The sequence below is a fragment of the Bradyrhizobium sp. USDA 4452 genome (assembly GCF_054063575.1).
In genome coordinates this window covers 5,254,810-5,281,611 of record NZ_JBSSGK010000001.1, presented here as the reverse complement: position 1 = coordinate 5,281,611, position 26,802 = coordinate 5,254,810, and the positions used below count along the sequence as shown (strand labels likewise).

The 26,802-nt window shown below is 64.6% G+C and carries 28 protein-coding genes; 15 read left to right on the top strand and 13 right to left on the bottom strand.

Going from position 1 to position 26,802, the window contains the following annotated elements:
- Positions 1-245: 245 nt before the first annotated feature.
- Entirely contained in the window at positions 246-731 is a 486-nt protein-coding gene (locus ACVISU_RS25235; RefSeq protein ID WP_456708698.1) for a cupin domain-containing protein, read from the top strand.
- A gap of 95 nt (positions 732-826) precedes the next feature.
- The gene (locus tag ACVISU_RS25230; RefSeq protein ID WP_456708697.1) at positions 827-1,756 is read left to right on the top strand and encodes a 2-dehydropantoate 2-reductase; all 930 of its coding nucleotides are present in this window, start codon (positions 827-829) and stop codon (positions 1,754-1,756) included.
- Positions 1,757-1,857: 101 nt separating this feature from the next.
- Here the strand turns inward: ACVISU_RS25230 and ACVISU_RS25225 are convergent, their stop codons facing one another.
- Entirely contained in the window at positions 1,858-2,313 is a 456-nt protein-coding gene (locus ACVISU_RS25225) for a MarR family winged helix-turn-helix transcriptional regulator (RefSeq protein WP_050406289.1), read from the bottom strand.
- 147 nt (positions 2,314-2,460) lie between these two features.
- Between ACVISU_RS25225 and ACVISU_RS25220 the strand changes: the two genes are divergently transcribed.
- Positions 2,461-3,243: an alpha/beta fold hydrolase gene (locus ACVISU_RS25220; RefSeq protein WP_456708696.1), complete on the top strand. Its 783-nt coding sequence runs from the start codon at positions 2,461-2,463 to the stop codon at positions 3,241-3,243.
- A 114-nt stretch (positions 3,244-3,357) separates the two neighbouring features.
- On the opposite strand, the gene ACVISU_RS25215 is transcribed toward ACVISU_RS25220, so the two are convergent.
- From ACVISU_RS25215 to ACVISU_RS25195, 5 genes are all read right to left on the bottom strand, one after another.
- Entirely contained in the window at positions 3,358-4,998 is a 1,641-nt protein-coding gene (locus ACVISU_RS25215) for a lysine--tRNA ligase (protein WP_050406288.1), read from the bottom strand.
- Between the two features lie 106 nt (positions 4,999-5,104).
- Entirely contained in the window at positions 5,105-6,034 is a 930-nt protein-coding gene (locus tag ACVISU_RS25210) for a transporter substrate-binding domain-containing protein (RefSeq protein ID WP_430641536.1), read from the bottom strand.
- Positions 6,035-6,191: 157 nt separating this feature from the next.
- Positions 6,192-6,782 carry an SCO family protein gene (locus tag ACVISU_RS25205; RefSeq protein WP_050406287.1) on the bottom strand — a complete coding sequence of 197 codons (591 nt, stop codon included), beginning with the start codon at positions 6,780-6,782 and terminating at the stop codon, positions 6,192-6,194.
- A gap of 18 nt (positions 6,783-6,800) precedes the next feature.
- Complete coding sequence (locus ACVISU_RS25200) at positions 6,801-7,031, bottom strand: hypothetical protein (protein ID WP_456708695.1); 231 nt, start codon at positions 7,029-7,031, stop codon at positions 6,801-6,803.
- Between the two features lie 98 nt (positions 7,032-7,129).
- On the bottom strand, positions 7,130-7,606 hold the full coding sequence (locus ACVISU_RS25195) for a hypothetical protein (RefSeq protein ID WP_050406286.1): 477 nt from the start codon (positions 7,604-7,606) through the stop codon (positions 7,130-7,132).
- 277 nt (positions 7,607-7,883) lie between these two features.
- Here ACVISU_RS25195 and ACVISU_RS25190 point away from each other — a divergent pair, with 277 nt between their 5' ends.
- Complete coding sequence (locus ACVISU_RS25190) at positions 7,884-9,542, top strand: FAD-binding dehydrogenase (protein ID WP_456708694.1); 1,659 nt, start codon at positions 7,884-7,886, stop codon at positions 9,540-9,542.
- Between the two features lie 402 nt (positions 9,543-9,944).
- Here the strand turns inward: ACVISU_RS25190 and ACVISU_RS25185 are convergent, their stop codons facing one another.
- Positions 9,945-10,436 carry an SRPBCC family protein gene (locus tag ACVISU_RS25185; RefSeq protein ID WP_456708693.1) on the bottom strand — a complete coding sequence of 164 codons (492 nt, stop codon included), beginning with the start codon at positions 10,434-10,436 and terminating at the stop codon, positions 9,945-9,947.
- Positions 10,433-10,801 carry an ArsR/SmtB family transcription factor gene (locus ACVISU_RS25180; protein ID WP_050406350.1) on the bottom strand — a complete coding sequence of 123 codons (369 nt, stop codon included), beginning with the start codon at positions 10,799-10,801 and terminating at the stop codon, positions 10,433-10,435. The genes ACVISU_RS25185 and ACVISU_RS25180 overlap by 4 nt, the downstream gene beginning before the upstream one ends.
- 145 nt (positions 10,802-10,946) lie before the next feature.
- On the opposite strand from ACVISU_RS25180, the gene ACVISU_RS25175 reads away from it, so the two are divergent.
- Together ACVISU_RS25175 and ACVISU_RS25170 are read left to right on the top strand one after the other, a co-directional pair.
- Positions 10,947-12,113 (top strand): alpha/beta hydrolase family esterase, encoded by a 1,167-nt coding sequence (locus ACVISU_RS25175; RefSeq protein WP_456708692.1) that lies wholly within the window; start codon positions 10,947-10,949, stop codon positions 12,111-12,113.
- 80 nt (positions 12,114-12,193) lie between these two features.
- Positions 12,194-12,544 carry a RidA family protein gene (locus tag ACVISU_RS25170; protein ID WP_028334578.1) on the top strand — a complete coding sequence of 117 codons (351 nt, stop codon included), beginning with the start codon at positions 12,194-12,196 and terminating at the stop codon, positions 12,542-12,544.
- Positions 12,545-12,619: 75 nt separating this feature from the next.
- Here ACVISU_RS25170 and ACVISU_RS25165 read toward each other — a convergent pair whose 3' ends face one another.
- Positions 12,620-13,615 (bottom strand): alpha/beta fold hydrolase, encoded by a 996-nt coding sequence (locus tag ACVISU_RS25165; RefSeq protein WP_456710893.1) that lies wholly within the window; start codon positions 13,613-13,615, stop codon positions 12,620-12,622.
- Between the two features lie 351 nt (positions 13,616-13,966).
- Positions 13,967-15,031, bottom strand: coding sequence for an aromatic ring-hydroxylating dioxygenase subunit alpha (locus ACVISU_RS25160; protein WP_456708691.1), 1,065 nt, complete (start codon positions 15,029-15,031; stop codon positions 13,967-13,969).
- Between the two features lie 106 nt (positions 15,032-15,137).
- Here ACVISU_RS25160 and ACVISU_RS25155 point away from each other — a divergent pair, with 106 nt between their 5' ends.
- The 9 genes from ACVISU_RS25155 (at position 15,138) to ACVISU_RS25115 (ending at position 24,379) form a co-directional block, all read left to right on the top strand.
- On the top strand, positions 15,138-16,046 hold the full coding sequence (locus tag ACVISU_RS25155; RefSeq protein WP_456708690.1) for a LysR family transcriptional regulator: 909 nt from the start codon (positions 15,138-15,140) through the stop codon (positions 16,044-16,046).
- Between the two features lie 109 nt (positions 16,047-16,155).
- Positions 16,156-16,518, top strand: a complete 363-nt coding sequence (locus tag ACVISU_RS25150; RefSeq protein WP_456708689.1) for a nuclear transport factor 2 family protein — start codon at positions 16,156-16,158, stop codon at positions 16,516-16,518.
- A gap of 217 nt (positions 16,519-16,735) precedes the next feature.
- Positions 16,736-17,533, top strand: a complete 798-nt coding sequence (locus ACVISU_RS25145; protein WP_050406281.1) for a helix-turn-helix transcriptional regulator — start codon at positions 16,736-16,738, stop codon at positions 17,531-17,533.
- Positions 17,534-17,629: 96 nt separating this feature from the next.
- Positions 17,630-18,799 (top strand): cytochrome P450, encoded by a 1,170-nt coding sequence (locus tag ACVISU_RS25140; RefSeq protein WP_456708688.1) that lies wholly within the window; start codon positions 17,630-17,632, stop codon positions 18,797-18,799.
- Between the two features lie 251 nt (positions 18,800-19,050).
- Entirely contained in the window at positions 19,051-19,449 is a 399-nt protein-coding gene (locus tag ACVISU_RS25135) for a DUF5132 domain-containing protein (protein ID WP_456708687.1), read from the top strand.
- 138 nt (positions 19,450-19,587) lie between these two features.
- Positions 19,588-20,145 carry an HMA2 domain-containing protein gene (locus ACVISU_RS25130; RefSeq protein WP_050406278.1) on the top strand — a complete coding sequence of 186 codons (558 nt, stop codon included), beginning with the start codon at positions 19,588-19,590 and terminating at the stop codon, positions 20,143-20,145.
- 26 nt (positions 20,146-20,171) lie between these two features.
- A complete protein-coding gene (locus ACVISU_RS25125; RefSeq protein WP_456708686.1) occupies positions 20,172-22,289 on the top strand; it encodes a heavy metal translocating P-type ATPase in 2,118 nt (705 codons plus the stop codon).
- Positions 22,286-23,125, top strand: coding sequence for an EcsC family protein (locus ACVISU_RS25120; RefSeq protein WP_456708685.1), 840 nt, complete (start codon positions 22,286-22,288; stop codon positions 23,123-23,125). The genes ACVISU_RS25125 and ACVISU_RS25120 overlap by 4 nt, the downstream gene beginning before the upstream one ends.
- 45 nt (positions 23,126-23,170) lie before the next feature.
- On the top strand, positions 23,171-24,379 hold the full coding sequence (locus tag ACVISU_RS25115) for a DUF445 domain-containing protein (protein ID WP_456708684.1): 1,209 nt from the start codon (positions 23,171-23,173) through the stop codon (positions 24,377-24,379).
- 15 nt (positions 24,380-24,394) lie between these two features.
- On the opposite strand, the gene ACVISU_RS25110 is transcribed toward ACVISU_RS25115, so the two are convergent.
- The 3 genes from ACVISU_RS25110 to ACVISU_RS25100 all read right to left on the bottom strand — a co-directional run bounded on the left by ACVISU_RS25110 (position 24,395) and on the right by ACVISU_RS25100 (position 26,775).
- A complete protein-coding gene (locus ACVISU_RS25110) occupies positions 24,395-24,595 on the bottom strand; it encodes a hypothetical protein (RefSeq protein WP_050406275.1) in 201 nt (66 codons plus the stop codon).
- Positions 24,595-25,698, bottom strand: coding sequence for a hypothetical protein (locus ACVISU_RS25105; RefSeq protein ID WP_456708683.1), 1,104 nt, complete (start codon positions 25,696-25,698; stop codon positions 24,595-24,597). Before ACVISU_RS25105 ends, ACVISU_RS25110 begins: the two co-directional genes overlap by 1 nt.
- Before the next feature lie 147 nt (positions 25,699-25,845).
- Positions 25,846-26,775 carry a dihydrodipicolinate synthase family protein gene (locus tag ACVISU_RS25100; RefSeq protein WP_456708682.1) on the bottom strand — a complete coding sequence of 310 codons (930 nt, stop codon included), beginning with the start codon at positions 26,773-26,775 and terminating at the stop codon, positions 25,846-25,848.
- Positions 26,776-26,802: the final 27 nt, after the last annotated feature.

Sequence of the window (26,802 nt, the reverse complement as noted above, 5' to 3'; positions counted from 1 at the left end):
GGCTTCTGTTTGGCCCGGACAGATCACTGACGGGTGTTCGGAGACATAGCTGACACATCAACATTGGCTGGATTGGTCCGATTCGGGAGGCCGTCCGAGGCCCTTACGTCGCGTAATCCGGCTCCTTGCGGTCGAGCATCCGCGACCACCGGTGAATTTGCCGATGCCTGCCATCCGCATTTTGCGGGCTCGCCGTAATCATGTGATGATACATCGTAAGGCAAGCAGGTTCGGACCGATTGCAAATGAACGATGAAACCAGGCCAAGACCGCCGGCATTCGATCCCTATACGGTGGCCGAGAGCAATTCGACCAGCATTCCGCCGCCACACCGCGCGGCCAACCAGATGCGTTACAACCGCCGGCTCGGCGATCATGCCGGCCTGACCAATTTCGGCGTCGTTTTGACGCGGATCATTCCGGGCGGCCAATCGTCGTTTCGCCATGCCCATTCGCGTCAGGATGAATTCGTCTACGTGCTGGACGGCGAGGTGGTGCTGGAGACCGATGGCGGCGCGCAGGTGCTGACAGCAGGCATGTGCGCCGGCTTCCCGGCGGGCACCGGCGGCGCGCACCGCTTCGTCAACCGCACCGACAGGGACGTCAAGCTGCTGGTGGTCGGCGACCGCACCGCCGGCGACGAGATCAGCTATCCCGACATGGACATGCATGCCGTGCTCGGCGCGGACGGCGCATACAAGTTCACGACCAAGAAGGGCGAGCCGCTGTAAATGGCCCGGTCGTCATTGCGCGAAGCGCCGTGGCCCCGCATTTCGCGTCGTTCCATCCGGATTACGATGCTGCTTCGCCGACCCAGAGTCACACCATGACAGGACCATCCGGTCGCAAGACCATCGCCATCGTTGGCCTCGGCAGCATCGGCGGCATCATCGCCGGCCTGCTGAGGTCGGTCGACAATCACGATGTGATCGCCTGCGTCCGGCGGCCGCTCGACCGCCTGACGGTCGAGCGCGCCGAAGCCACAATAGAGGTGCCGCTGCGCGCGCTCACCGACCCGGCCGCTGCCATGCCGGTCGACTGGGTGTTGCTGTCGACCAAAGCACAGGACTCCGAATCGAGTGCGCCATGGCTGGAAAGGCTGTGCAGGCCACAGACGCGCGTGGCGGTGCTGCAGAATGGCATCGGGCATGCCGAGCGGCTGGCACCGTTGGTCGGCGCCGCCACCGTCGTTCCCACCATCGTCTACTACAATGGCGAACGGCTGGCGCCGGATCGCGTCCGCTTCCGCCGCGCGGGCGAGCATGAATTCGCGGTCGCCGATGACGCGGACGGGCGCGCATTCGAAGCTCTGCTGGATGGCACCGCGATGCGCGTGCGGCGCTCCGCCGATTTCACCACGCTCGCCTGGCGCAAGCTTCTGCTCAACGCCGTCGCCAACCCGATCACCGCGCTCACCCTGCTGCGGCAAGCCGTATTCCGCCGCGAGGACGTCAAGGCGCTGTGCCTTGCCATTCTCGAGGAGGCCGCGCGTGTTGGCCGCGCCGACGGCGCGCAACTCGCACCCGACGAGCCCGAATTGATGCTGACGACGCTGCTGACCTATCCGCCCGACGCCGGCACCTCGATGTATTTCGATCGTGTCGCAGGACGCCCGTTCGAAGCCGACGCGCTTACCGGCGCGATCATCGCGGCCGGTGAACGGCATGGCGTGCCGACGCCGCTCAATGGCCTGTTGCTGACGTTGCTGCGCGCCACCAGCGACGGCCTGCGCGACGCGGCGCAGGCCACACGGTGATGAACACGGCTTGGATTTCAGGCACCCCATCCGGGCGACGTTCTTTGCAGCAAATCCGAACGGCAAATCGATGCGCACAAGGTAGCCCCGAGCGCTGAACCTTATCCGCGCTCGTCGGCCATGGACTCGGTCAGCGCCGCGCGCAGTGCCTGGATGCGCTTGTTGAGCGAGATCAACTCCTCGACCGTCAAGCCCGACCGTTCGAGCAACGTATCCGTGAGGCAGCCGGTCCGGGATTGCATCGCCTTGCCGCTGTCGGTCAGATGGACACCGACCTGTCGTTCATCCTCCGCGCTGCGCCGGCGCACCACGAAGCCGGCGTTTTCGAGTCGCTTGACCAGCGGCGTGATAGTGCTGGGCTCGAGCGCAAGCCGGTCGGCGATGGCGGAAATCATCTGTCCGTCCTTTTCCCAGAGCACGCTGAGCACGAGGTACTGCGGATAGGTGATGCCGAGGCCGTCGAGCAGCGGCTTGTAGGCGCGGTTGATCGCGATGGTCGTTCCATAAAGAGAGAAGCAGAGCTGGCTATCCAGCGGAATTGGTCCCGAGGCCGACATTGAGGGCACCCTTTCGATCGTTACTGGCGTACCATATCACAAAAATCATTATCGCGATAAAAAATATCTGGACAAGCAAATCGAGATGCGCTACCTAACATTTATCGCGATAATGATTATCGCGAAATAGATATCAGGAGAACTTCAATGTCTGTCGTCACCAAATTGCTCGCCGCCGCAGCGTCGCTGGGCCTCGCCACCGCCACGATCCCTGCTGCTCAGGCCGAAACGGCCCCCGTCAAGTCGGTCGTCCTCGTCCACGGCGGCTTCGTCGATGGTTCGGGATGGGAAGGCGTCTACAAGATCCTGAAGAAGGATGGCTACAAGGTCAGCATCGTCCAGAACCCGACCAGCACGCTGGCGGACGACGTTGCCGTCACCAAGCGCGCGATTGCGGCGGCCGATGGAAACGTCATCCTGGTCGGCCATTCCTATGGCGGCGTCGTGGTCACCGAGGCGGGCACCGATCCGAAGGTCGCCGGTCTGGTCTACATCACCGCCTTCGCGCCCGATCAGGGCGAATCGGTCGGCAAGCTGATCGCCAACCCGCCTCCCGGCGCGCCGGTGCCGCCGATCCTGCCGCCGAAGGACGGCTTCCTGTCGCTCGACCGGGCGAAGTTCGGGGCGTCGTTCGCGGCCGACGTGAAGCCCGATGTCGCCGCCTTCATGGCCGACTCGCAGGTGCCGTGGGGTGTCGCGGCCTTGAACGGCGAGATCACCGTGCCGGCATGGAAGAGCAAGCCGAGCTGGTACCTGGTGGCGACCAACGACAAGATGATTCCGGTGGACGCGCAGCGGATGATGGCCAAGCGCGCCGGCGCCAAGACCGTCGATCAGGCCGGCAGCCACGCCATCTATGTCTCGAAGCCGGAAGCCGTCGCCAAGGTCATCGAGCAAGCCGCCAAGGGCGTCGGCGACAAGCAGAAGTAATGTGCCTGGCCGTGACCGAGCTCCCTGATCGCGCCTCCGCGTTCGGGTAGCTCGTGCATCGGATCAAGGCCAGGCGCGCCGATTGCCGGCCGAGCGCGGATCGGCCTGCAATCCCTACGACGACCGCGCCAGCGCGCCGTCGATCATGTTGACCGCGTTCTGCACGCCGTAGACCGCGACGAAGGAACCGAACCGCGGGCCCTTCTCCTGGCCGAGCAGCACCTGGTAGAGCATGTTGAACCAGTCGAGCGATACGCCGGGACGACCGTCCTTGCCCTTCTTGACCATGTCGAGGAACGGTTCGCGGCGGCCGATCTCGTAGACCACGTTCTGGATGTCTTCCGCGCTTGCATCCACCGGCATGTTGGCGAGCGCATCGCGCAGGTCCTGCAGCGCGGCGCGCTCACCCTCGGTCGGCTCGCGGAACTGCTTGGTCGGCGCCACGAAGTCGCGATAGTAGTTGATGGCGTAGCCGACCATCGCGTCGAGTTTGGGATGGGTCTGCGGCGTCACGCCCGGCCGATAGCGGCCGATGAAGCCCCACAGCGTCTCGGCATTCTCCGCGTTCGACGACGACACCAGCGTCAGCAGGAGCTGGAAGGTGACGGGCATGTCGGCCTGCGGCGGCTTGCCGGAATGGATGTGCCAGACCGGATTCTGCAGCTGCTGCCGTGGCTCCTGCCGCGTGAAGCCGTCGAGGAACTGCTGGTAGTCGTCGACATTGCGCGGGATGACGTCGAAATACAGCCGCTTCGCCGCCTTCGGCTCGCGATACATGAACAGCGACAGCGATTCCGGCGAGGCGTAACGCAGCCATTCGTCGATCGTCAGTCCATTGCCCTTCGACTTCGAGATCTTCTGGCCCTTCTCGTCGAGGAACAGCTCGTAGTTGAAGCCCTCGGGCGGCGTGCCGCCGAGCGCCGAACAGATCTTGGCAGACAGCTTCACCGAATCGATCAGATCCTTGCCGGCCATTTCATAGTCGACGCCGAGCGCATACCAGCGCATCGCCCAGTCCGGCTTCCATTGCAGCTTGCAGCGGCCGCCGGTGACGGGAACGGTGACGCTCTCCTTGGTCTCGGGATCTTCATAGGAGATGGTGCCAGCCTTGGCGTCGTGCGCGGTCACCGGGACGTAGAGCACGAGGCCGGTGCGCGGACAGATCGGCAGGAATGGCGAGTAGCTCGCCGCCCGTTCCTCACGCAGCGACGGCAGCATGATCGCCATCACCTTCTCGATCCGCTCCAGCATGCGCAGCAGCGCGGCATCGAACCGGCCGGAGGTGTAATACTCGGTCGAGCTCGCGAACTCGTAGTCGAAGCCGAACTGATCGAGGAAGGCGCGCAGCCGCGCATTGTTGTGCTGGCCGAAGCTCGGATGGGTGCCGAACGGATCGGGCACCTTGGTCAGCGGCTTGCCGAGATGCTGGGCCAGCAACTCCTTGTTCGGCACGTTGTCCGGCACCTTGCGCAAGCCATCCATGTCGTCGGAGAAGGCGAGCAGGCGGGTCTTGATCTTGTCCTCGGTGAGCACGCGGAAGGCATGGCGCACCATCGTGGTGCGCGCGACCTCGCCGAAAGTGCCAATATGCGGCAGGCCTGACGGGCCGTAGCCGGTCTCGAACAGCACCTCGTCCTTGGGATTTTTCTTCAGCCGCGCCACAATCGCTTTCGCCTGCTCGAACGGCCAGGCGTTGGATTGTTCGGCGAGCGCGCGCAGGTCGCTCGGGCTGGCAGCAAGATCAATCACGGACATTTCTTCAGGCTTTCTCCAAAACGGCCGCGAAAACTAACGCTTTCGCGGCAAAATGCAAAACTGCGCTACCTCGCCCCGCAAGCGGGGCGAGGTGAAGACCACAGCGTCAGAACGGGCTGATCGAGAAATAGCGCAGCCACAGATCGGTGTAGCGGCCTTTTTCCCAGATCCGGAACAGCGCCCAGTTCAGCGACTGCCGGAGCAGATCGTTGCCCTTGCGCACGGCGATGCCGACGCCCTCGCCGAAATAGCGACTCTCGACGAACGGACCGCCGGAAAATGCGCAACATTCGGCGGAATCAGTGCCGTTGATCCAGAACGCGAGCGAGATCGCATCGCCAAAGATGAAATCGACCTCGCCGCGGCGCAGTGCCGCGCGCAGCGCGTCGTTATCCGGATAGGAATGGATCTCGGCGTCGGTGAACATCGCCTTGAGGTAGGCCTCGTGCGAGGTGCCGGCGATGACGCCGACCTTCTTGCCCTCGAGATACTCGGGACGGATTTCCGGCATCACGTTGTCGCGGCGCGACACGAAGCGCGCCGGCGCACGGTAATAGGGATCCGTGAAATCGACCTTGGCGCGCAGCTGCGGCGTCACCGCCATCGACGCGATGATGGCATCGCCGCGGTTGGTGGCGAGCGCATCGATCAGGGTCTCGAAGCGACGCATCTGGATGGTGCAGGTGACCTTGATCTCGTCGCACAGCGCACGCGCGAGGTCGACGTTGAAGCCGGCCGGATTGCCGTCAGGCCCGGTGAAGTTGAACGGCGGATAGTCGGTCTCGGTCAGGAAGCGGATCACGGTGAGGCGCGACAGGTCCGGCCGATCCGGCCGCCGCCGCGGGTCCCAGAAGCCCGGCACCGCTTGCGGCGCGGCCTCGGCCGCCTTCGGCGGCTGGTTCGGAGCCGACGGGGCGGCCGCGGCCGCCGGAGGCGGTGCGGGCACAGCCTGTGCGGGAGCGGCCTTGGGCGCTTGCGGTGCCTGAGGCGTCTGCGCAAGCGCCGGCCCCGCGATGGCCAGCACGACGGCCGCCATCAATCCCGCAGCCAGGCGACGCTGGCGCGAGCGGACGGCAAAGGGCTGGGCAGACAAATTGGGCATAACCGGCAATTTCAGGAAATTGAACGGCTTATAGACCATCCGGCGCCCGATGCGAGCGCCGATTGGGTTAATTCCGAGCCGGAATCGGCGATCAGAGATACCGTTTGAGATCGGTCGCCGCCTCTTCCGGCGTCCGTTTCAGGTTGAACGGCGCGACGAAATGGCCATCGCGGTCCATCAGATAGATCAGCGCGGTGTGATCCATCGTGTAGTCGCCATCCTTCAGCGGCACCTTCTTGGCGTAGACCCGGTAGCTCGACAGCACTTTGGCGATCGCGGCGGGATCGCCGGTCAGGCCCTTGAGGTGCGGATCGAAGCTCGAAAGGTAGTCTTTCATCGCAGTCGCGGTGTCGCGTTCCGGGTCGACCGAGACGAAATAGGCGTTCACGCGGTCGGCGTCCTTGCCCATCGCCTTCAGAACCTCCGAGATCTCGAACAGCGAGGTCGGGCAGATGTCCGGGCAGTGGGTGAAGCCGAAGAAGATCAGCGTCGGCTTGCCCTGCAGGTTCTTGTCGGTGACGGTCTGGCCGGCCTGGTCGGTGAGCTGGAACGGGCCGCCGATCGCGGCGGGCGCGGCGACGGTGCGCAAGCCGCCGACCGCCCACAACATGAGGAACAGGCCGACCGCCAGACTGCCCGCGAAGGCAGCGAAGATCACCAATGGGCGCGTGGTCCGGGGCATGATGTGAGGGCGTCCTTGTCAGAAGCAGGCGGCGATGCCGGCCGTGATCATTTCGAAAAACACCGCGGTCCCGTAGTGGAACCAGAGCGCGGCAGCGGCGAGCAAGGCCAATCCGCCGATTGCGGCAGCGCCCCACAGGATTGCAGACGCCACCCGGCCCTGCGGAGCCGTCACGAGCTCGGATCGGGTGGAGATCGGCTGAACCATGCGGTTGAAATAAGCCGGGTTCCTCCAGGCAGCAAGCGCCATGGCCGTCGCACGCCGTCAAATGATAGCGAGGCGATGTCCGGCGCTCGACGTCGTCTTGCCCGCCTATGCCGAGAATGGCGTTCGCCGGGATCAGCTGCTCAGCGCGCGGGCTCAGCCGGTTTGGGCGCCGAGGCCTGGGCGTTGAGATAGCACGGCTTGTACAGCGCCTGCAGTTGCTTGCCTTGCAGGAAGATCATGCGCCGGGTCAGGCCACCGCGGCCCGTGATCCATTTGCGCACCGCGGGTGGGTACATCAGGTACAGCATATGGGTGGCTTCGGGATTGGGGACCGGGCGACCGTTGTCACCGTAGTCCCAGGCGGCATGGAAGCCGAGACTGGCGTGTGAGGTCACACAGATACGGTCATGCGGGACCTTGCCGAGCACGATGGTGCAGGCCGAGGCGCACAGCCCGTCGATGATCACCGTCTCACCGGATGTGCGCAGGTCCTGATATTTGTCGACGTAGACGCCGATCTTGCCGCCACGATCGTCGGCGATCCTGACCACTGCTTGAGACGCCCCCATTCCCGCCAGCAGAAGAACCGCAGCGAGCAACCCCGTCATCAACTTCATGTTGGCCAGCCCCAGTCGAAAACCGAATCTGTTGGTCTGTGATGCAAGACAAGCGTGAGCGTGTTGCGAGAGTCGATTTTTGTCCAGACGAGCGAAGCCGGTCAAAACAAATTCAAATTGGGTGTTGCGCCCACGCTGCAGTGGCGCGTGGAAAGGTCCCAAACTGGAACAGCTTGCCGCAACCATTTGGTGCTTCGCCGCCACAGGCAAGGTCCATTTGCCGTTGACCGCACACAACGACGCGGTCTTCAATTCCGGCGGGACGGGGAACATCAAAATGGCTGACGATGCAGATGTGATCGTGATCGGCGCCGGCCTTGCCGGCCTGGTCGCCGCAACCGAGATCGCCGATGCGGGCAAGCGCGTCATCGTGCTCGACCAGGAAGGCGAACAGAGCATCGGCGGCCAGGCGTTCTGGTCGTTCGGCGGATTGTTCCTGGTCGATTCGCCGGAACAGCGCCGGCTCGGCATCAAGGATTCCGCCGAACTGGCGCTGCAGGACTGGATGGGCACCGCCGGTTTCGATCGGGAGGAGGATCACTGGCCGCGCAAATGGGCCGAAGCCTATGTCGCGTTCGCGGCGGGCGAGAAGCGCGACTGGCTGCGCGCGATGGGCCACCGCATTTTCCCGGTGGTCGGCTGGGCCGAGCGCGGCGGTTACGATGCGATGGGCCACGGCAATTCGGTGCCGCGCTTCCATGTCACCTGGGGCACCGGCCCCGGCATCGTCGAACCGTTCGAGCGCCGCGCGCGCGAGGCCGCCGGGAACGGACAACTGGTGTTCAAGTTCCGCCATCGCGTCGATGCACTCAACATCAGCAACGGCACGGTCGACGGCGTCAGCGGCGCGATCCTGGAACCGTCAGGCGTCGAACGCGGCAAGAGTTCCTCGCGCAACGTCGTCGGCGATTTTTCGCTACGCGCGCAGGCGGTGATCGTCGCCTCCGGCGGCATCGGCGGCAATCATGACCTGGTGCGGCAGAATTGGCCGAAGCGGCTCGGCGATCCCCCGAAGTTCATGATCTCCGGCGTGCCCGAGCATGTCGACGGCCGCATGATAGGGATCACCGAGCAGGCGGGCGGCCGGCTGATCAATCGCGACCGCATGTGGCATTACGTCGAGGGCATCCGGAACTGGAACCCGATCTGGCCGCGTCATGGCATCCGGATCCTGCCGGGGCCCTCGTCGCTGTGGTTCGACGCCACCGGCAAGCGGCTGCCGGCGCCGCTGTTCCCGGGCTCCGACACGCTCGGGCAGCTGCACTACATCATGGGCACCGGCTACGATTATTCGTGGTTCATCCTGACCCAGAGCATCATCAAGAAGGAGTTCGCGCTGTCGGGCTCGGAGCAGAACCCCGACCTCACCGGCAAAAGCTGGCGCATGACGATCAAGCGCGCCACCAACAAGGGCGCGCCGGCGCCGGTCGAAGCCTTCAAGCAGCACGGCGCCGACTTCATCGTGCGCGACAATCTCACCGAGCTTGTCGATGCCATGAACAAGCTCGCCGGCAACGACCTCTTGAGTCTCGACGCCATCAAGACCCAGATCGAGGCGCGCGACCGCGAGATCGCCAACCCCTATGTCAAGGATGCGCAGGTGATGAACCTGCACAATGCGCGGCGCTATATCGGCGACCGGCTGATCCGCACCGCGAAGCCGCACCGCATCCTCGATCCCGAGCACGGCCCGCTGATCGCGGTGAAGCTCAACATCCTCACCCGCAAGACGCTCGGCGGCTTCGAGACCGACCTCGATTCGCGCGTGTTCGGCAATGATCACCAGATCATCCGCGGGCTCTATGCGGCCGGCGAAGCCGCCGGATTCGGCGGCGGCGGCATGCACGGCTATCGCTCGCTCGAGGGCACGTTCCTCGGCGGCTGCCTGTTCTCGGGCCGCAACGCCGGGCGCGCGGCGGCGAAGGCGGTGGGCTAGAACGTGTCGATGCGGCGCGCTGCCAAAATGTCGAAAACAACCCCATGCAAAGTAGCGGCGGCGGCCGGCACTTGATCGGGCAACTTGACACGTCGGGCAACTCAGGAGCATACTTCTAGTATTCCGAATAATATGAGTATCTGCCCCATGCCTGTCGCACAGGCCGCTGCGGAGTTCTGCAACCGCCGCAGCAAGAGGCCACAGAGCGACCGCGGCCATGTTGCGGACCTCAAACGTCGCTTCCGTCTGACTCAACAGCGGGCCATTGAAAATCCGCAATCATGTCTTCAGCGAGTTGGAAGCACTTCTTTGCAAAGGGACGCTCTCGCCAGACGGAACGCAACGCGCATGGCGGGCGGGGCTGAAGTCCCGCCTGCGGCGCAGGCGCGTGGCCTGCGCGCGTTACTGCATGCGGCCCGCCTTGATGTACTCCACCATCTGCTTCACGACAGTTCCCCAGCCGGTTTCGAATCCCATTTGTTCATGGCTCTTGCGGGCCTCGTCGTTGCCGTGGATCGCAATTGCCTTGTAGTGCGCGGCGTTGGGTCCTCTCTTCGTGAGCTCCAAAACGGCCGTGAAGAAGGGACGTGGCGAAGGACGATAGCCCGGGAGAAGTGCATCGGTCATGATGAGCCGCTCGTAGGGCGTGACTTCAAGGTATGATTGCGTGTTGGGGAATTCCTGACCGTCCGGCCCGCGCATGGTGAAGTTGATCGCACCGCCGGGACGCACATCAAGATCGCAAGCCGTGATCGTCCAAGGCTTGGGCGCGAACCAATGACGCAGGTGCTCGGGCGAAGTCCATGCCTTCCAGATCAGTTCAACGGGCACATCGACCTCTCGTTCAAGCACTAAATCGAGCTTCGGATCGATCTTGATTACGGATTCGGTCACTTCGTCGTCTCCTGTTTCATCTTCATGAGGTAATCATCAAGTTGATCAAGGCGGCGCTCCCACAACGTGCGTTGCCGTGCAAGCCAGTTCTCAGCCACCTTCATGCGCTCAGGCACAATCTCGTAAGTTCTGACCCGCCCTTCCTTGTGAGAGCGAACCAGCCCGCACTGTTCCAACACTTTGAGGTGCGCAACGAAGGACGGCAGCGCCATGTCGTAGGATTCTGCGAGATCGCTAACCGACGACGCACGTGCGCTTAACCGTCCCAAAACGTCGCGCCGCGTAGGGTCGGCGAGCGCCCGGAAGACACCATCAATGATCGCCGGCGAAACCGGCTTAGCGCCGCCGCCTGCATGGGGAATCATCAATTGCCTTCTCTCCATCCGCCGCCAGAATTCGGGCGAGAACCTAACGGCGAACAATACTTAGGTCAATACCTAAGTATTGCGCAGACGCGCTCCGCTCAATCCTCTTCCTGTGTCGGTCGATGCCCAAATTGCATCGAAGAGAATGCCGGCGTCGCAAGCTCGCAAACGTCTTCGCGTGCTTCGTAGATGCCATACTCGCGCGCTGGCTGGAACGTCGCATTTGGCGATCCGGTCCCCGATCCCTTGCGCGAGCCGACGCTGTTCGCATGGGCCGGCGGCTATACTGCGCCACCGACCGGATCGTGAAGCCGCGCTCCCGACAGACCGGTTGAACCCGTCTCGCCGGCGTGCTGCAATCGCCGCAACAGAGCGAGTTTCTTTGGCGATGCGACAATATCCAATCGGCTTGCTGGTACTGGCCGGCGCATTTGCGTTGGGCAGTGTACCGGCGGCTGCGGATTCGCTCGTCGTCAACCGCACGACGCGAACATTCACGCTGCAGGCTCCGGCCGCCAAGCCGGCGCCGCTCGTGATCGTGCTGCACGGCAAGACCCAAAGCAGTGCCGACATGATCACGCGGACGTCGTGGCCTTTGATCGCCAGACGCGACGGCTTTGCAGCGGTTTATCCCGACGGGCTGAACCATGCCTGGGCCGACTCCCGGCCGGACGCACGCCGCGCCGGCAATCCACCGCCGGAAGGCACCGACGACGTCGCCTTCATCACCCAATTGATCGCAAAGCTCGTGGCCGACGGCACCGTCGATCCGAAGCGCATCTATGTCACCGGCATCTCCAACGGCGGCGCGATGGCCATGACGCTGGCCTGCGAACGCGCCGACCTGTTCGCGGCAGTGGCCAGTGTCGTCATGAACCTGACCGATGAATCCGCGGGGGCCTGCCGGCCCGCGCGTCCGGTGCCTATGCTGCTGATGAACGGCACCGTCGACCCGCTGATCCCCTATCAAGGCGGGCGCGGCAGCAGCTATTTTGCCGTCGACGGGTTCTGGTCGACCGAACGCACCCTGGAATTCTGGCGACGCATCGATGGCTGCGAGGCCAAAGATGCCGCAACCACCGATCTGCCCGACCGCAACCCGTCCGATCAATCGACCGTCACGCGGATCGACTCGGCCTGCCCGCAGGGACGTGACGTCGTGCTGTACCGCGTCAATGGCGGCGGCCATCGCATGCCCGGCCACTTCCCGGATGCTCATTTTACGAAGTTGGCGGCGACGCTGCTTGGGCCGCAAAACGGCGACATCGACGGCGCCGACACGATCTGGGCGTTCTTTGCTCGCTTTCCGTGAGATGCGCGGTTGCAAAATGCGCAGTGGCGGCGACCGCCGTTGCAGTATAGACAGTGCCCGCCATTCAAGTGGAGACCCAAATGAGCATTCAGCGTTTCGAAACCGGCCCGCGCATGAGCCAGGCCGTCGTGCACGGCAACACCGTCTATCTCGCCGGCGTCGTTGCCGGCAAGGCCGCGGGCGGCAGCGTCACCGACCAGACCAAGGACATCCTGTCGATCATCGACGGCCACCTCGCCAAGGCCGGCACCGACAAGTCGAAGCTGCTCAGCGCGACCATCTACATCACCGACATGAAGACGTTCCCCGAGATGAACGCGGTGTGGGATGGCTGGGTCTCGCAAGGTAACACCCCGGCCCGCGCCACCGTCGAAGCCAAGCTTGCGGCGCCGCAGTACAATGTCGAGATCATGGTCGTCGCGGCGAAGTAACGCGACGCGGATCATCGCAATGGAGTCCGATGCCCCGGATTGCAAACTGCAGTCCGGGGTATTTCATTTGGCACCTCAGGCGCTGATCTGCAATCGCTCGCCCGCGGCCTCGCCGAGGTCGGACTGAAGCCAGCGGGCAATCCGGCGCCACGGACCGGCCAGAGCCCTGCAACCCATGAACAGCCCGAGGTGACTGCACGGCTCGGTGTCGCATTGCAGCCACGCGGGCGGCGTACCCAGGAGCCGCAATGTCGCAAATGCCTGATCGGCCGGAACAACGATGTCGTTCTCCGCAGCGAGCAGGAAGACGGGCAGCTTCACCGTGGCAAGGTCAATCTTGCTGCCAAGCGCGACAAAGTCTCCGGTCGCAATCCGGTTCTGGCGAAAGATCCAGTCGGTCACTTCGAGATAGTAGGAGCCCGGCAAATCAAGCGTCTCGCTGTTCCAGCGCATGAAGCGATCGAGCAGGTCCTGTCCATCCTCCGACTCGCCGTCGAGCCGCCGCTGCAGCGCCGCTTCCACATCTGCCATGCTGAGTGGGGCGCTCCATACCTGCAGCATCTGCTTGCCACTGACGATTCCGTTCCCTTGACGGACCAGTGCCTCGAACCCTTGCTGCGGAAGCGATGCGACCATTCTGGACAGCTCCGACGGCACAGAGACGTCGACAGGGCTGCCCGCCAGCACCAGCCGCTGCACCTTGTCGGGAAAGCGCGCCGCATAGAGCAGTGACAGCCATCCACCCTGACAGAGACCGGCAAGGTCGACGGGCGGCCCGATCGTGTCGACGGCCACGTTGAGGTCGGACAGATAGGTGTCAATCGAGAAATATCGCATCTCCGGTGCCGCCGAGCGCCAATCCGTGAGATAGAGGCGCGCAATACCCGCCGCCCGCAACGCCTCCATCAGACTGTGGCCGGGTGCAAGGTCCGCTATCTTCGCGCGATGCAGCGCGTAGGGCGCGCAGACCAGCAGTGGCGGCCCTTCGACAGCTCTCGAGAAATCCAGCAGGCGCATCGATGGCAGTTGCAGCGCCACCGAATGGGGCGTCGTCCAAGGCAGTGTTGCCATTTCGCCGGGCGCATCCATGGGGTCGGACGCGCGAGCGGAATACATCCGCGAGTAGGTTTCGAGCGCCAATCGCGTGGCTTCAAACGGCCATAACCAAGGGTACTGCACCCAGCTAGGGGCTTCACTTCGTTCCGATGGATCCCTTTTTTCGTGCAAACTGGTTCACCGATCTGATCGCAACGAAGATAGTCCGGCTGGTGCAGGCAAAAACCTTGACCGGGATCAAGAACCGACGAATTCACGCTGATTACTTTACGCCAACCCCGCTTGGACGGCAGCCACGCCAGGACGTCACGATTTCGCGATCGCGGCGTGGCTTGCGCCCAGGCGGTGACACCGTCGCGCCACCGACTATGCGGCGCGCGCCGCGCCTTTCTCCGCATCGAGCCTGCGTGCGAACAGCCAGCGGAAATAGGTCAGCGGCGCATCGGCGCCGATCGCAAGCAGCTGATAGTTTGGATCGACGTCGAGCACCTTCTGCTGCGCTTCGATGAAATCCTTGTCCTCGTTGAAGGCCTCCTCGAGGGAATGCCGCAGCGACAGCGCGATGTTCGGATTGTCGATGTCGAAATCGTGCAGATAATTCCAGAAGAAGTGCGTCGACGAGCGCGTCTCCGGCGTCATGAACTGCGCATTGCGATATGACCGCGTGCCCGGAACCTGGACGCCCTTCTCCGCGCCCTGCCCCGCCGGCGCGAACGTGGTGTCGAGCGTGAAGATGCCCGGCACCATCATGCGGCCGACATTGCGGCGATCGACCTTGTCGTCGCGGTTGGAGATCACCTTCTTGTGGTAGGGTGGCGCATCGGCGCCCATGTGCCAGCGCTCGACGCGGAAGCCGTCGTCGAGTTTCTCTATCGCGACCGGTTTGGTCTTGTAGGCGTATTCCTCGGAACCGCCGAGCGTGTTGGTGTGCACGAAGGCGAGATGCGCGAAATCGCTGAGGTTGTCCACGATCAGGAGCCAATTGGCCTTGTAGTGCATGTAGCCGGGCAGGCCGCGCCATTTGGGATCCTCGAGCGGGGGATAGTCGAGGATCAGCTTCGGATCGGCCTTCTCGGCATCGCCAGTCCAGATGAAGATCATGTTGTAGCGCTCGACCACCGGATAGCTGCGTACCCCGAGCTTGGCGGGGATCGCGTCCTGGCCCGGGATCTGGATGCACTTGCCGTCGGCCGCGAACTTCATGCCGTGATACATGCACCTGATGTCGTCACCCTCGACGCGCCCCATCGAGAGCGGCGCGGCGCGATGGCAGCAACGGTCGTCGAGCGCGACCACCTTTCCGCTGGCGCCGCGATAGATCACGATCGGCCGCTCCAGGATGGTGCGCGCCAGCTTCTTGCCGTCGATCAGCTCGTGATTCATCGCCGCCACATACCAGGCGTTGCGCAGGAAAATTCCGTCGTCAGCCATCTCACCCTCCCGATGCAAATTTGCTTGCAATCAGGTTAGGTGATCCCGGCCATCGGGATAATCCGATTTGGCTGGACACACTGTACCGCTGGATGGACAATCGGCCATGGAGTGGCGCGACTGGGAGCTGTTTTGCGAGGTTGTCGAGCATGGCGGCTTCACCGCCGCTGCACGCGTGCTTGGGCATCCCAAATCGAGCCTCAGTGCTGCGGTGCAACGTCTCGAGGCCAATCTCGGGCTGCGGCTGATCGAGCGGACCACGCGGCATCTGCGACTGACCGATTCCGGCGAGACCATCTATCGCAAGGTCCGCCCGCTGTTCGCCGCCCTGCACGACACCCATAGCGAGGCGCTGGCGATGTCCAGCGCGGTGGCAGGTACCCTGCGCATCAAGGCGCCGTATGAATTCGGCGCGCACCATGCGGGGCCGGTCGCCTGCGCGGTGATGGGCCGTCATCCGGACCTCGCGATCCGGATCGACGTCGAGCATGACATCGTTAGTCCGATCGCCGAGAATTACGACATCGTGTTCGCGATGCTGGAGGCACCGCTGCCGTCGGCCGGCATCGTGATCCGCCGCGTCTTCACGCTCGAACGCGGCCTGTTCGCCGCGCCGGCGCTGCTGGAGAAGTTCGGCGAGCCGCGCACGCTGGATGAATTGCGCAAACTGCCGTTGTTGACCGGCCCCAGCGATCCGCCATGGACGATCACAGCTCCCGGCGGCGCGGTCGAGCATCTCGCGGTGGATCGCGCGCGACTCACCTCTTCGAATGCCCATGTCCGGCTGCAGGCGGCGCTCGCCGGCCATGGCGTGCTGCGGGTCACCGCAAGCTACACCCGCGCCGCGGTCGCGGCCGGCGAGTTGAAGCGGCTGCTGCCGGACCATGGCTGCGAGCCGCTCAACGTGCACGCGCTGTTGCCGGCGCGGCAATTTGTCCCGGCAAAAGTTCGCTGCTTCCTCGATGCGATGGAGACGCACGCGCGCGGTGATCGGGAGGCCTATATCAGGCCGTGACCAGCGCAGCCGTTACGCGCCGCATGACGTCAGAGGTAATCGATCGGCGCACGCGAACCTTCGATAGTCCGGACAGCCGCGCAGACCGGCACATCAGAAGGAGAGCACCATGACCGACCATGCCACCATCGCCCGCAACTATATCGAGCTCTGGAACGAGCGGACGCCGAGCCGGCGGCGCGAGATGCTGAGCGAGAACTGGACCGCCGACGCGCGTTATGTCGATCCAATGATGAGCGGCGATGGCCATGACGGCGTCGACGCGCTGATCGCGGGCGTGCAGCAGAAGTTTCCGGACTTCACCTTCAAGCTGATCGGCGAGCCGAACGGCTACGGCGACCATGTCCGCTTCTCCTGGGGCCTCGGGCCCGACGGCGTCGACAGCCCGATCAAGGGCACCGACTTCGCCACGCTGAAGGAAGGAAGGATCAGGAGCATCACCGGCTTCCTCGACCAGGTGCCCGGCGCCTGAGGCGATTTCCCCGATGGTCGTCATTCCGGGGCTCGCGAAGCGAGAGCCCGGAATCCATCAGGCCGCGGGTTTCGTGGTGAAATGGATTCCGGGCTCGACGCTGCGCGTCGCCCCGGAATGACGAAGGGATAGGGACGCTCCGCTGGATACCCGAGCCGCCGCCGCTTCCACCCCCGCAATCCCGCTGCTAGTCTTCCCGAAACACAGGGAGGACGCCATGAAGGCAGATTTCGCCTTCAAGACTTCTGTCGTCAGCGACATCACGCCGGCGCTGCTGGCGATCGGCCGCGACAGCTTTCCGCAGGCCCTGATCGCCGCACTGCGCCGCGTCGCCGGTGTCGGTCACTGCATGGTGTTCTCGTTCACGGGCCCACGGTCCGCCGCGTGCCTGCTCGACGTCGGCAACATCCCGACCGGGCGCGAGCTCGGAATCGCCTATTCGGAACATTTCCATCAGGCCGACCCGAACCGCGATGCGGTGTTCGAGGGCAAGGCGCAGGCCGTGCCGATCATGCTACCGACCTTCGCCCGACGGATGTACAGCGACGGCTACCGCAAGATCTTCTTCGACGATTCCGGCATCGTCGACAAGTTCGCCTCGGCGATCTGGACCGGCGACACCTGCTTCTACATCAATTTCTATCAGATCACCGCGCAAGGCCGCTTCAGCAGAGCGCAGATCGCGCGCCTCGCCGCAGTCGCACCCGCATTGACCGCAGCGGTGGCGCGGCACTTCCAGCGCGAGCCGGCGACGGATGCCGACCCGATCGCGCGGCTGAAGAGCCTGTTTGCGACCACTGAGCCGCTCGCCCGGCTGACCGGCCGTGAGAAGGAGGTCTGCCTCGGCATCCTTTCGGGCCTCAGCTCGGAAGCGATCGCCGCCGAGCTCGGCATCGGGCTGCACTCCGCCCTCACCTATCGCAAGCGCGCCTATGACAAGCTCGGCATCTCCTCGCAGAATGAGCTGTTCGCGATCGCACTGCGCCTGATGGCGTCGGCACGCCAGCTGAATTGAGCCGCGCTGAACGGGCGCTTGCGTCTGTCCCTAACGGTAGGGACAGACCGGCGGAGCCCCCCGACCTATGCTCGGTTGGAAACCTGAGGTTATGCCGTGAGCACCGCTCCCCATTTCGACATCGACGTCCCCGCTTTCTGGCAGGATCCCTATCCGACGCTGGCGCGCATGCGCAAGGAAGCGCCGATCGCCTTCGTGCCGCAGCTCGGCAGCACGCTGCTCTGCAACCGCGACGACATCTTCGTCTCCGAGAAGCAGATCGACGTGTTCTCGTCGCATCAGCCCGAGGGGCTGATGAACAAGCTCATGGGCCACAACATGATGCGCAAGGACGGCGATGCGCACATGAACGAGCGCAAGGCGATCTTCCCGGCGGTCTCGCCGAAGACCGTGCGCTCGCACTGGACCGCGCAATTCGCACGCCACGCAGAGCGCATCCTCGACGAGCTGAAGCCGGACGGCGTGGTCGATTTCGTGCAGGCCTTCGCGTTGCCGTTCTCGGCCGAATGCCTGAAATCGATCACCGGGCTCACCAACATGCGCTTTCAGGACATGAACGCGTGGTCGCAAGGCATGATCGACGGCATCGCCAACTACACCGGCGATCCCGCGATCGAGGCGCGCTGCCATGCCGCGACCTCGGGCATCGACGCCGCCATCGACGACATGGTGCCGGTGTTGCGCAAGACACCCGACCTCAGCCTGCTCGGCGTGCTGCTGCAGACCGACATGCCGATGGAGAGCGTGCGCGCCAACATCAAGCTGGCGATCTCGGGGGGCCAGAACGAGCCGCGCGATGCCATCGCCGGCACGGTGTGGGCGCTGCTGACCCACCCGGAGCAGCTGGCGCTGGCCGTGAGCGGCGCGATCCCGTGGCTGCAGGTGTTCGAGGAATATGCGCGCTGGATCTCGCCGATCGGGATGTCGCCGCGGCGGATCGCAAAACCCTGGACGATCAGGGACGTCGCATTCGAGACCGACGAGCGCGTGTTCCTGATGTTCGGCTCGGCGAACCGCGACGAGAAGCATTTCGACAGGCCTGACGCGTTCGATGTGCGCCGCGACGCCAGCAAGAGCATCGCCTTCGGCGCCGGCCCGCATTTCTGCGCCGGCGCCTGGGCCTCGCGCGCCATGGTCGCCGACGTCGCGCTTCCCGCGATCTTCAGTAGGCTGCCGAATCTGCGCCTGATCGCCGACAAGCCGCCGCGGATCGGCGGCTGGGCGTTCCGCGGCCTGCTGGATTTGCCGGTGACGTGGGACCGGTAGTCCACCACGCGCGTCCGCCCTTGCGACGGGTCCATGTAAGCACAGACACATCGAGACACGAAAAGATCGCCTGCCGAGGCTTGCCCGCCCCACGCGGATGCGGCCTTGACTGCCGACTACGCGTCCTGTTGCGTTGCGACACCATGCCGCCGCAACCAGTCGGACGACTGTAATCAAACTGTCACGAATCCATTTCAATCCGCCGTTATTGATGAAACTGCAGTCATTTGAGTGGTCACAAGGGATTTCAGATGAACCCGAATACCAACGGTAGCAGTCACGACACTGCCTTCCACCATGAAGCCTCCGAACAGGATTTTGAGGAAGGCGGCGGCATCAACAAGACGGTCGCGGTCGTCGCGGTGGTGGCTGTTGGTGCTGCCGTGTTCGAGGCTGCCCTGCTCCCGGGACTTGCGCTTGGCGTTGCCGCCGTCGCGGCGCCGAAGTACCTGCCGAAGCTCGCCGGCGCCCTCAATCCGCTGTTCAAATCCACCGTTCGCGGCACCTACAAGTTCGCACAGAAGTCGCGCGAGATGTTTGCCGAGGCGCAAGAACAGGTGAACGATATCGTCGCGGAAGTGAAGGCGGAAAACCAGGCGCAGGACGCCAAGGCGACCGACAGCCACAGCCGGACTTCGTCTGCGGCCTGAACCGCGTCCGATGGGCAGATGCAGCGCGGCGAGGCCACGCCGACAAGCGACCTTGCGACACCAGCGCGGCGCGTAATCATGTGTCACGGCATCATTCGCGTCCCCGCGCCGGCGTCGGAACGCTGTTAGAGGAATGCGATGACCAAGATGAAGCTGCAGATTGCGCATCAGGTGCCCGGCCGGATACGCATGAAGGTTCCGTCGGCGAAGGAAAACCCCGAGCTTCTCGAACAGATCAAGCAGACCTTCAGCGTCATCCCCGGCATCGAGGAAGTGACGATCAACCCGACGACGGGGAGCGTCGTGTTGCACTACGACACCGACCGGCATGATGAATTTCATGGTCGCCTGGAGCATCACACCGGCGGTCACTACAAGCCGCCGACCAACGAGATCGACGCGCTGGCAAACAAGATAGAACAGGAAGCCCAGTACCTCGCCGAGCACTCGCACACGGCGAAGGTGATCGTGGACTTCTTCCGGGACTTCGACCACGGCATCAAGGTTGCCAGCGGCAATGTGATCGATCTGAAGATCGTGCTGGCGGCTGGCATCGCCGGCTTCACCGTGTTCGAGGTTGGCGCCACTGCGGCGACGCCGGTTTGGGTCACGCTGGCCGTGTTTGCACTCAACCACATGATACAGGCCAACATGGCCTCCGCGGAGCAGGCGGAGCCGGCACGCGCGATGGCCTGACCCGCCAGGGGTGAGAGTGCAACGTCATGGATTTCAGTTTCTGCCATTCCATGCCAGGGCGCATTCGTCTGAGCATCCCCGCGCTCGGGCAGAACCGCAAGCTGGGCGAGCTCTGCCTTGGATGGCTGCGGGCGCAGGACGGCATCAGGACCGCACGGATCAACTACGAATGCGCCAGCCTCGTGCTGGAATACGATCCGGCCCACGAACAACGGCTGCTCGCGCTGCTGAACGGCTTCAAGGCCATGAGCCTCGCCGACGTCAAGGCGCTCTGCGTCGGCGCCGCGCAGGACGCGGGCGCGCCGCGCGCCAGCGTGCCGGAAGTCTCCAAGCGCTCGCCGCTGACGTTGCCGACGCTGTCGCTGTTCATGGCCTTCAGCGCCAATCCGGTGATCACGGCGATCAACATGCCGCTGATGCTGTGGAACGCGATCCCGATCGCCAAGCGCGCCTGGAAGGTCTGGGCGAACGAGAGCCGGCTCAACATCGACGTGCTCGACACGCTCGCGATCAGCGCATCGGTGGTCCAGGGCAACCCGCTGGCCGGCTGCATCGTCACCTGGCTGATCAAGCTCGGCGACTGGATCCGCGACCTGACCGCGGCGGGCTCGCGGCGGGCGATCAACGAGCTGCTCGAATTCCAGTCGAAGACCGCCTGGCTGCTGCGCGACGGCGAGGTGGTGTCGATCCCCGCTGCCGAGCTCAAGAACGGCGACATCGTCGTGGTGTATCCCGGCGAGATGATTCCGGTCGACGGCGAGATCATCGACGGCTCCGCCACCATCGACCAGAAGACGATCACCGGCGAGGGCCTGCCGGTGCATCGCGGCAAGGGCGAAGCCGCCTTCGCCGCCACGGTGATCCGCGAGGGCCAGATCACGCTGCGTGCGCTGCGCGTCGGCACCGCGACCACCGCCGGGCAGATCGTGCGGCTGATCGAATCCGCACCGATCGGCGACACCCGGATGCAGAACCATGCCGAGCGCTTCGCCGACCGGCTCGTGACCCCGACCCTGGCGCTCGCCACCGGCACCGCCATGGTCTCGGGCGACTTCAACCGCTTCCTATCGCTTGTGATCGTCGACTACGGCACCGGCATCCGCGTCGCCGCCCCGACCTCGGTGCTGTCCTCGATGACGCTGGCGGCCCGCACCGGCATGATCATCAAGAGCGGCGGCCACATGGAGAAGCTTGCCGGGATCGACACCATGGTGTTCGACAAGACCGGCACCCTCACCCACGGCACGCCTGCCGTCATCGACGTGATCTCCTACCAGAACTCGATCACGCCGAACCATTTGCTCGGGCTCGCCGCCGCCGCCGAGACCAAGCTGCAGCATCCGGTCGCCGAAGCGCTGCGCACCCGGGCCCGGCAGCTCGCGGTGAACATCCCGCCCTGCAACGAGACCACCTACCGCCTCGGCCTCGGCGTCGAGGGCCAGGTCAACGGCTACTATGTCCATGTCGGCAACCAGCGCTTCATGCGCCAGAGCGAGATCGCGGTCGACGCCTCGGCCTTCGATCGCGCTGCGCTCGACGAGCGCGGCTATTCGAGCCTCTATATCGCCGTGGACGGCAAGCTCGCGGGCCTCGTGCCGTATTCCGACGAGATCCGCGCGGAGAGCCGATCGGTGATCCAGCGGTTGCATGCGCTGGGCGTCAAGAACAGCATCATGCTGACCGGCGACAATGCGGTGGTGGCGCGCGCCGTCTGCAAGAATCTCGGGCTCACCGAGCACTTCGCGGACATGCTGCCGGCAGACAAGGCCGATGTCATCCAGCAGCTGCAACGCCAGGGACGCAGGGTCGCCATGGTCGGCGACGGCATCAACGATTCTCCCGCGCTCAGCTTCGCCGACGTCGGCATCGCGATGAAGCACGGTGCCGAGGTCACGCACGAATCCGCCGACGTCATCCTGATGGAAGATTCGCTCTGGAAGCTGGTCAAGGCGATCGAGATTTCGCAAGGCGCCGTCAGCCTGATCAAGCAGAACTACGCCATCGTCGCCGCGCTCAATACGCTGGCGCTCGGGCTTGCCCTGCCGGGCGGCCTGATCACGCCCGAGGTGACCGCGCTGATCAGCAACGGCTCGGCGATTCTCGCAAGCTTCAACGGCATCCGGCCAATCCTGCGCTATCAATGAGCCAGGATCTCACCCAGCTCCTTGTCCTTCCTCCCGGCGATCACGCCGCACTGCAAGCCGCCGTCAAGACGCTGGAGAGTTCCAACCTCGCGGCAAGGATCGCCGACTATGCGGGCGTTCCGGTCAACCGCGTCCTCAACCTGCTGCCGAAGGCCGCCAACCGCCAGCTCAGCGGGCTGGTGCGAACGGCTGTCATGAAGGGGCTGGAGGTTGCCGTCGACACGCTCGACGAGAAACCGCCGCCCGCACCGGCGGTGACCTTCTCGTCGTTCCTCGCCGGGGTGACCGGAGGCGTCAGCGGGCTGCTCGGCTTCGGCGCGCTCGCGGTAGAGCTTCCTCTGACCACGACCTTGATGCTGCGCGCGATCGCCGAGATCGCGCGGCACCAGGGTGAGGACCTCTCCAGCATCGAGGCGAGGCTCGCCTGTCTCGAAGTCTTCGCCTATGGCACCAAGCGAACCGACGAGAGTGTCGACGTCGGCTACTACGCCGCCCGCGCGCTGATCAGCAAATACACCAGCGACGCGGCCGCCTACATCCTGGAGCGCGGCGCGGTGGATGCCTCCGCCCCGGTGATCTCCAATCTGGTCAGCGAGATCGTCTCCCGCTTCGGGCTGGTGGTCTCGGACAAGGCCGCCGCCGGCGCGGTGCCGATCATCGGCGCGGCATTCGGCGCGACCGTCAACGTGATCTTCATGGACCATTTCCAGAAGATCGCGAAAGGGCACTTCACGGTGCGCCGGCTGGAACGCCTCCATGGCAGCGCCGGGGTTCGGCAACATTATGCGGCGATCGCAGCGCGGCTTGCACCGCGCCGCGGCGTTGCGACGGCATGAGGCGAATTGGACATCGGCGCCGTGCTTCCGCCTGAGGACACCAGATTGCGCGATCTCCGTCGCATGCGGGCCCTCGCCACGGCCCTGCTCGTGTTCATGCTGCTGGTTTTTCTGGCGACCTCGATGGCGCAACCGCACTGGCCGTGGCTGGCCTATCCGCGCGCATTCGCGGAAGCCGGCATGATCGGCGCCTGCGCCGATTGGTTCGCGGTCGTCGCGCTGTTTCGTCATCCGCTCGGCATCCCTATCCCGCACACCGCGATCGTGCCGCAGAGCAAGCAGCGCATTGCGGTCGCGCTCGGCCGCTTCATCGCCAACAACTTCCTGTCGCCCCGCGTGGTCGGCGATCGCATCCGCGACGTCGACATCGCCGGCTGGACGGCACACTGGATCGAGCGGCCGTCGCACGCCCGCAGCGCGGCACAGCGCACGGTCTCGGCGGTCCACCAGGCCCTGCAGGCGACGCCGAGCGCCGACCTCAACAGCTTTCTGACGCGCCGCACCCGGCAGGGCATCGCGGCGGTTCCGGTGGCGCCGCTCGCCTCGCGGGTGCTGGCGCTGTTGTGGGCGCATGGCGATGCGCAGGCCCTCGTCGAGCGCATGATCACATCGGCGAGCACGGCGCTCGCCAACAACAGGGAAACCATCCGCAGGAAGGTCTCGCAGCGCTCCTACCGGTTCGTGCCGAAATGGGTCGACGGCATAGTGGCCGACCGCGTCATCTCCGGCATCGGTCAGACGCTCGACGAGATGCGCGAGCCGAACCATCCCTGGCGGATCGAGCTCAAGGCCGAGATCGAACGCCTGATCGACCGGCTCGCCACCGATCCCGACTACCTCGCCAAAGGCGAGGAACTGAAGCAGCAGATGCTCGACAACCCGGCCGTGATCCGCCAGATCGACGCGATGTGGCAGGCGATCGAGGCGCGGCTGAGCTCTGCGGCGACCTCGGCCGCGATCGCGGACGCGATCGAAACCGCCCTGATCTCGATTGCCGCGCGGGTCCGCGACGATGCCGAGATGCGCGACCGCATCAACCGCTGGCTTCGCGTCGCAGCGCTGCGGGCCGTTGCATCGCGCCGCCAGGAGATCGCGGCCTTCATCCGCAAGGTGGTCGAGAACTGGGACACCGAGACGCTGATCATGCGGATCGAATTGCAGGTCGGGCGCGACCTGCAATTCATCCGGATCAACGGAACCGTCGTCGGAGGGCTGGTCGGCCTGCTGATCTTCTCGGTCTCGCGCTGGCTGTAGCGCGTCCGTTCGCGCTCAGGGAAAACGAATGCGCAGCAGCGGCAATCGCTGGAGCTTGTCGAGCAGGCGCACCATCTGGCCGGCAACCAGGCTGAGGCAGCCGAGGATGAAGTGACGGCGGGTCAAGCCGCGCTCGCGATCCACGAATTCCAGGCGCTGGAGACGCGGTTCGGGAGCAGCGTGCGTACGCAGGGCCGGAAGCGTCGTCATGGGCATCAGCCGATCGGAAGCCGGATTTCCGGCGCGGTGGTCATCTGCTCGATTGTCTTGTCGAACGACAGGCAGTCCGGATTTTCGCCCGGCATCCGGCGCAGCGTCTCGACCAGCTGCTCCTGCTCCAACAGGAACGAGCGACCGTCGCGCAGGCGGGCATAGGCGGCCCAGGGAACGAATTTGGTGAACGGAAACGGAAAACCCTCGCGCGGCGACACGTCGATGTTGAGGCCGGACACGAACAGCACGTTCTTGGTCTGAAACGCCGGCTCGCGCAAAATGCTCCGATAGGTGCGGTCGAACTCGGCCTGGGTGACGAAGCGGGCGGCATCCAATGCGGGATGCGGCGAGGTCACCAGCGCCGGCATGACAGGCGCGAGCGCCGCCTCGAGAATGTCATGGCCCTCGGGGCCGTCCGGCAGCGCGCGGCGGAAGTGAAACAGATCGGGGGACAGCGCCGTGCCGATCGGCGCCAGGGCTTCGCCAAAGCAGGCCTCGCCGAGCCGTTCGCGGATCGCCCGGCCCGCACGAAAGGCCTTCGACGTGCTCAGCACGTGCAGCGGCTGCCGCGGCGTCTCGACCATACGGTCGAGCCGCAGAAAGAGACCTTCGCTGCGGCCCTCGTCGAGATACTGATTGTCGATCTGGAACACCGGCTCGCCATCGAGCCGGCCGCATTGCACCTGCTTGCAGGCATGGGCGTATTCGTCCTCGTACCAGCGCAGCACGCCGCAGAGCTTGCCGCAGCAATCGCCGAACCGGCAGTCGTCGGTGCGGTGGCGCTGATAGACGCCGAAGCGGCCGTCATCGGGATCGTAACCGACATGGCTGGCCTGAATCAGCAACAAATCCTCGCCGTGATGGGCAAAAGGTCCGTGGCGGTTGATCGCGACCTTGCCGCCGACCCGCCCGTGATCGAACGGAAAGGTTCCGAAATGCTGGGCCAGCAGCATGACCGGATAGCCCTGACTCTCGTCCGAGCAGAAGGCGCGTGACGGCAGCATGTGCTGCCGCTCAAAGCCGAGCGAGCGGCAATAATTGTAAAGCCGCGGCACGAAATGGCCGTAGCGCATCGCAAAACCGCCGACCCGGAAGGTTTCAATCATGCTCTGCCTGAGCGGCCAGACCTATGCAGATTGCACATGCGGGGACAAATGCCCCACTTCCCGTACCGGAACGGTAGATACCGTTGTTGACGGTTATGTGAATGCAGACGGCAGCGATGATCCGGACGAGACAGCCGGGTGGCGCGCTCAGCGCCCCCAGCGCAGCACGACCGGGTCGAGCGTGCGCGCGATCTCGATCAGGCCGGCGCGCGTCGCCGGATGCAGCGGCTGCAGCGGATGCCGCACCGCGTCCGACTTGATGACGCCGCCCTCGCGCATCAGCACCTTGCAGGCCTGCAGCCCGCATTGCCGGTTCTCGTAGTTGATCAGCGGCAGCCAGCGCGCATAGGCCTGCACGGCCTCGTCGCGGCGGCCGGCGAAGAACGGATCCATGATCTGGCGGATGCCGTCGGGATAACCGCCGCCGGTCATCGCACCGGTGGCGCCGGCATCGAGATCGGCCATCAGCGTGATCGCCTCCTCGCCATCCCACGGTCCCTCGATCACGCTGCCGCCCTTCTCGATCAGGCCGCGCAGCTTGCTTGCGGCCATCGGCACCTCGATCTTGAAGTACCTGACATTGGCGAGCTCCTTTGCCATCCGCGCCAGGAAGTCCACCGAGAGCGGCGTGCCCGCGACCGGCGCGTCCTGGATCATGATCGGGATGTTGATGGCGTCAGACACCACCCGATAGAACTCGTAGATGGCCGGCTCGCCGACGCGGAAGGTCGCGCCGTGATAGGGCGGCATGATCATCACCATCGCGGCGCCCGCGGCCTCCGCGTCGCGGCTGCGCGCGGCGCACACCGCCGAGGAGAAATGCGTCGTGGTGACGATCACCGGAATGCGGCCCGCGACGTGCTCGAGCACCGCATGCATCACGGTCTCGCGCTCGGCATCGGCCAGCACGAACTGTTCCGAGAAATTGGCGAGGATGCAGATGCCCTGCGAGCCGGCATCGATCATGAAATCGATGCAGCGCCGCTGGCCGTCGAGGTCGAGGTTGCCGCCAGCGTCGAAGATGGTCGGCGCCACCGGGAACACGCCGCGATAGGGACACTGTACCGAAATCGTCATGTCAAATCCTCCCTGATGATCTGTCGC

What these genes read in the sequence shown, in the direction of transcription:
- ACVISU_RS25105 (WP_456708683.1), bottom strand. Translation starts at nt 25,698, where the DNA reads ATGATTGAAACCTTCCGGGTCGGCGGTTTTGCGATGCGCTACGGCCAT.
- ACVISU_RS25135 (WP_456708687.1), top strand. Translation starts at nt 19,051, where the DNA reads ATGAACCCGAATACCAACGGTAGCAGTCACGACACTGCCTTCCACCAT.
- ACVISU_RS25200 (WP_456708695.1), bottom strand. Translation starts at nt 7,031, where the DNA reads ATGGCGCTTGCTGCCTGGAGGAACCCGGCTTATTTCAACCGCATGGTT.
- ACVISU_RS25195 (WP_050406286.1), bottom strand. Translation starts at nt 7,606, where the DNA reads ATGAAGTTGATGACGGGGTTGCTCGCTGCGGTTCTTCTGCTGGCGGGA.
- ACVISU_RS25150 (WP_456708689.1), top strand. Translation starts at nt 16,156, where the DNA reads ATGACCGACCATGCCACCATCGCCCGCAACTATATCGAGCTCTGGAAC.
- ACVISU_RS25180 (WP_050406350.1), bottom strand. Translation starts at nt 10,801, where the DNA reads ATGATTCCCCATGCAGGCGGCGGCGCTAAGCCGGTTTCGCCGGCGATC.
- ACVISU_RS25165 (WP_456710893.1), bottom strand. Translation starts at nt 13,615, where the DNA reads ATGGCAACACTGCCTTGGACGACGCCCCATTCGGTGGCGCTGCAACTG.
- ACVISU_RS25205 (WP_050406287.1), bottom strand. Translation starts at nt 6,782, where the DNA reads ATGCCCCGGACCACGCGCCCATTGGTGATCTTCGCTGCCTTCGCGGGC.
- ACVISU_RS25160 (WP_456708691.1), bottom strand. Translation starts at nt 15,031, where the DNA reads ATGGCTGACGACGGAATTTTCCTGCGCAACGCCTGGTATGTGGCGGCG.
- ACVISU_RS25215 (WP_050406288.1), bottom strand. Translation starts at nt 4,998, where the DNA reads ATGTCCGTGATTGATCTTGCTGCCAGCCCGAGCGACCTGCGCGCGCTC.
- ACVISU_RS25175 (WP_456708692.1), top strand. Translation starts at nt 10,947, where the DNA reads ATGCCGGCGTCGCAAGCTCGCAAACGTCTTCGCGTGCTTCGTAGATGC.
- ACVISU_RS25100 (WP_456708682.1), bottom strand. Translation starts at nt 26,775, where the DNA reads ATGACGATTTCGGTACAGTGTCCCTATCGCGGCGTGTTCCCGGTGGCG.
- ACVISU_RS25125 (WP_456708686.1), top strand. Translation starts at nt 20,172, where the DNA reads ATGGATTTCAGTTTCTGCCATTCCATGCCAGGGCGCATTCGTCTGAGC.
- ACVISU_RS25210 (WP_430641536.1), bottom strand. Translation starts at nt 6,034, where the DNA reads ATGGCGGCCGTCGTGCTGGCCATCGCGGGGCCGGCGCTTGCGCAGACG.
- ACVISU_RS25120 (WP_456708685.1), top strand. Translation starts at nt 22,286, where the DNA reads ATGAGCCAGGATCTCACCCAGCTCCTTGTCCTTCCTCCCGGCGATCAC.
- ACVISU_RS25225 (WP_050406289.1), bottom strand. Translation starts at nt 2,313, where the DNA reads ATGTCGGCCTCGGGACCAATTCCGCTGGATAGCCAGCTCTGCTTCTCT.
- ACVISU_RS25155 (WP_456708690.1), top strand. Translation starts at nt 15,138, where the DNA reads ATGGAGTGGCGCGACTGGGAGCTGTTTTGCGAGGTTGTCGAGCATGGC.
- ACVISU_RS25190 (WP_456708694.1), top strand. Translation starts at nt 7,884, where the DNA reads ATGGCTGACGATGCAGATGTGATCGTGATCGGCGCCGGCCTTGCCGGC.
- ACVISU_RS25220 (WP_456708696.1), top strand. Translation starts at nt 2,461, where the DNA reads ATGTCTGTCGTCACCAAATTGCTCGCCGCCGCAGCGTCGCTGGGCCTC.
- ACVISU_RS25170 (WP_028334578.1), top strand. Translation starts at nt 12,194, where the DNA reads ATGAGCATTCAGCGTTTCGAAACCGGCCCGCGCATGAGCCAGGCCGTC.
- ACVISU_RS25235 (WP_456708698.1), top strand. Translation starts at nt 246, where the DNA reads ATGAACGATGAAACCAGGCCAAGACCGCCGGCATTCGATCCCTATACG.
- ACVISU_RS25145 (WP_050406281.1), top strand. Translation starts at nt 16,736, where the DNA reads ATGAAGGCAGATTTCGCCTTCAAGACTTCTGTCGTCAGCGACATCACG.
- ACVISU_RS25130 (WP_050406278.1), top strand. Translation starts at nt 19,588, where the DNA reads ATGACCAAGATGAAGCTGCAGATTGCGCATCAGGTGCCCGGCCGGATA.
- ACVISU_RS25110 (WP_050406275.1), bottom strand. Translation starts at nt 24,595, where the DNA reads ATGCCCATGACGACGCTTCCGGCCCTGCGTACGCACGCTGCTCCCGAA.
- ACVISU_RS25230 (WP_456708697.1), top strand. Translation starts at nt 827, where the DNA reads ATGACAGGACCATCCGGTCGCAAGACCATCGCCATCGTTGGCCTCGGC.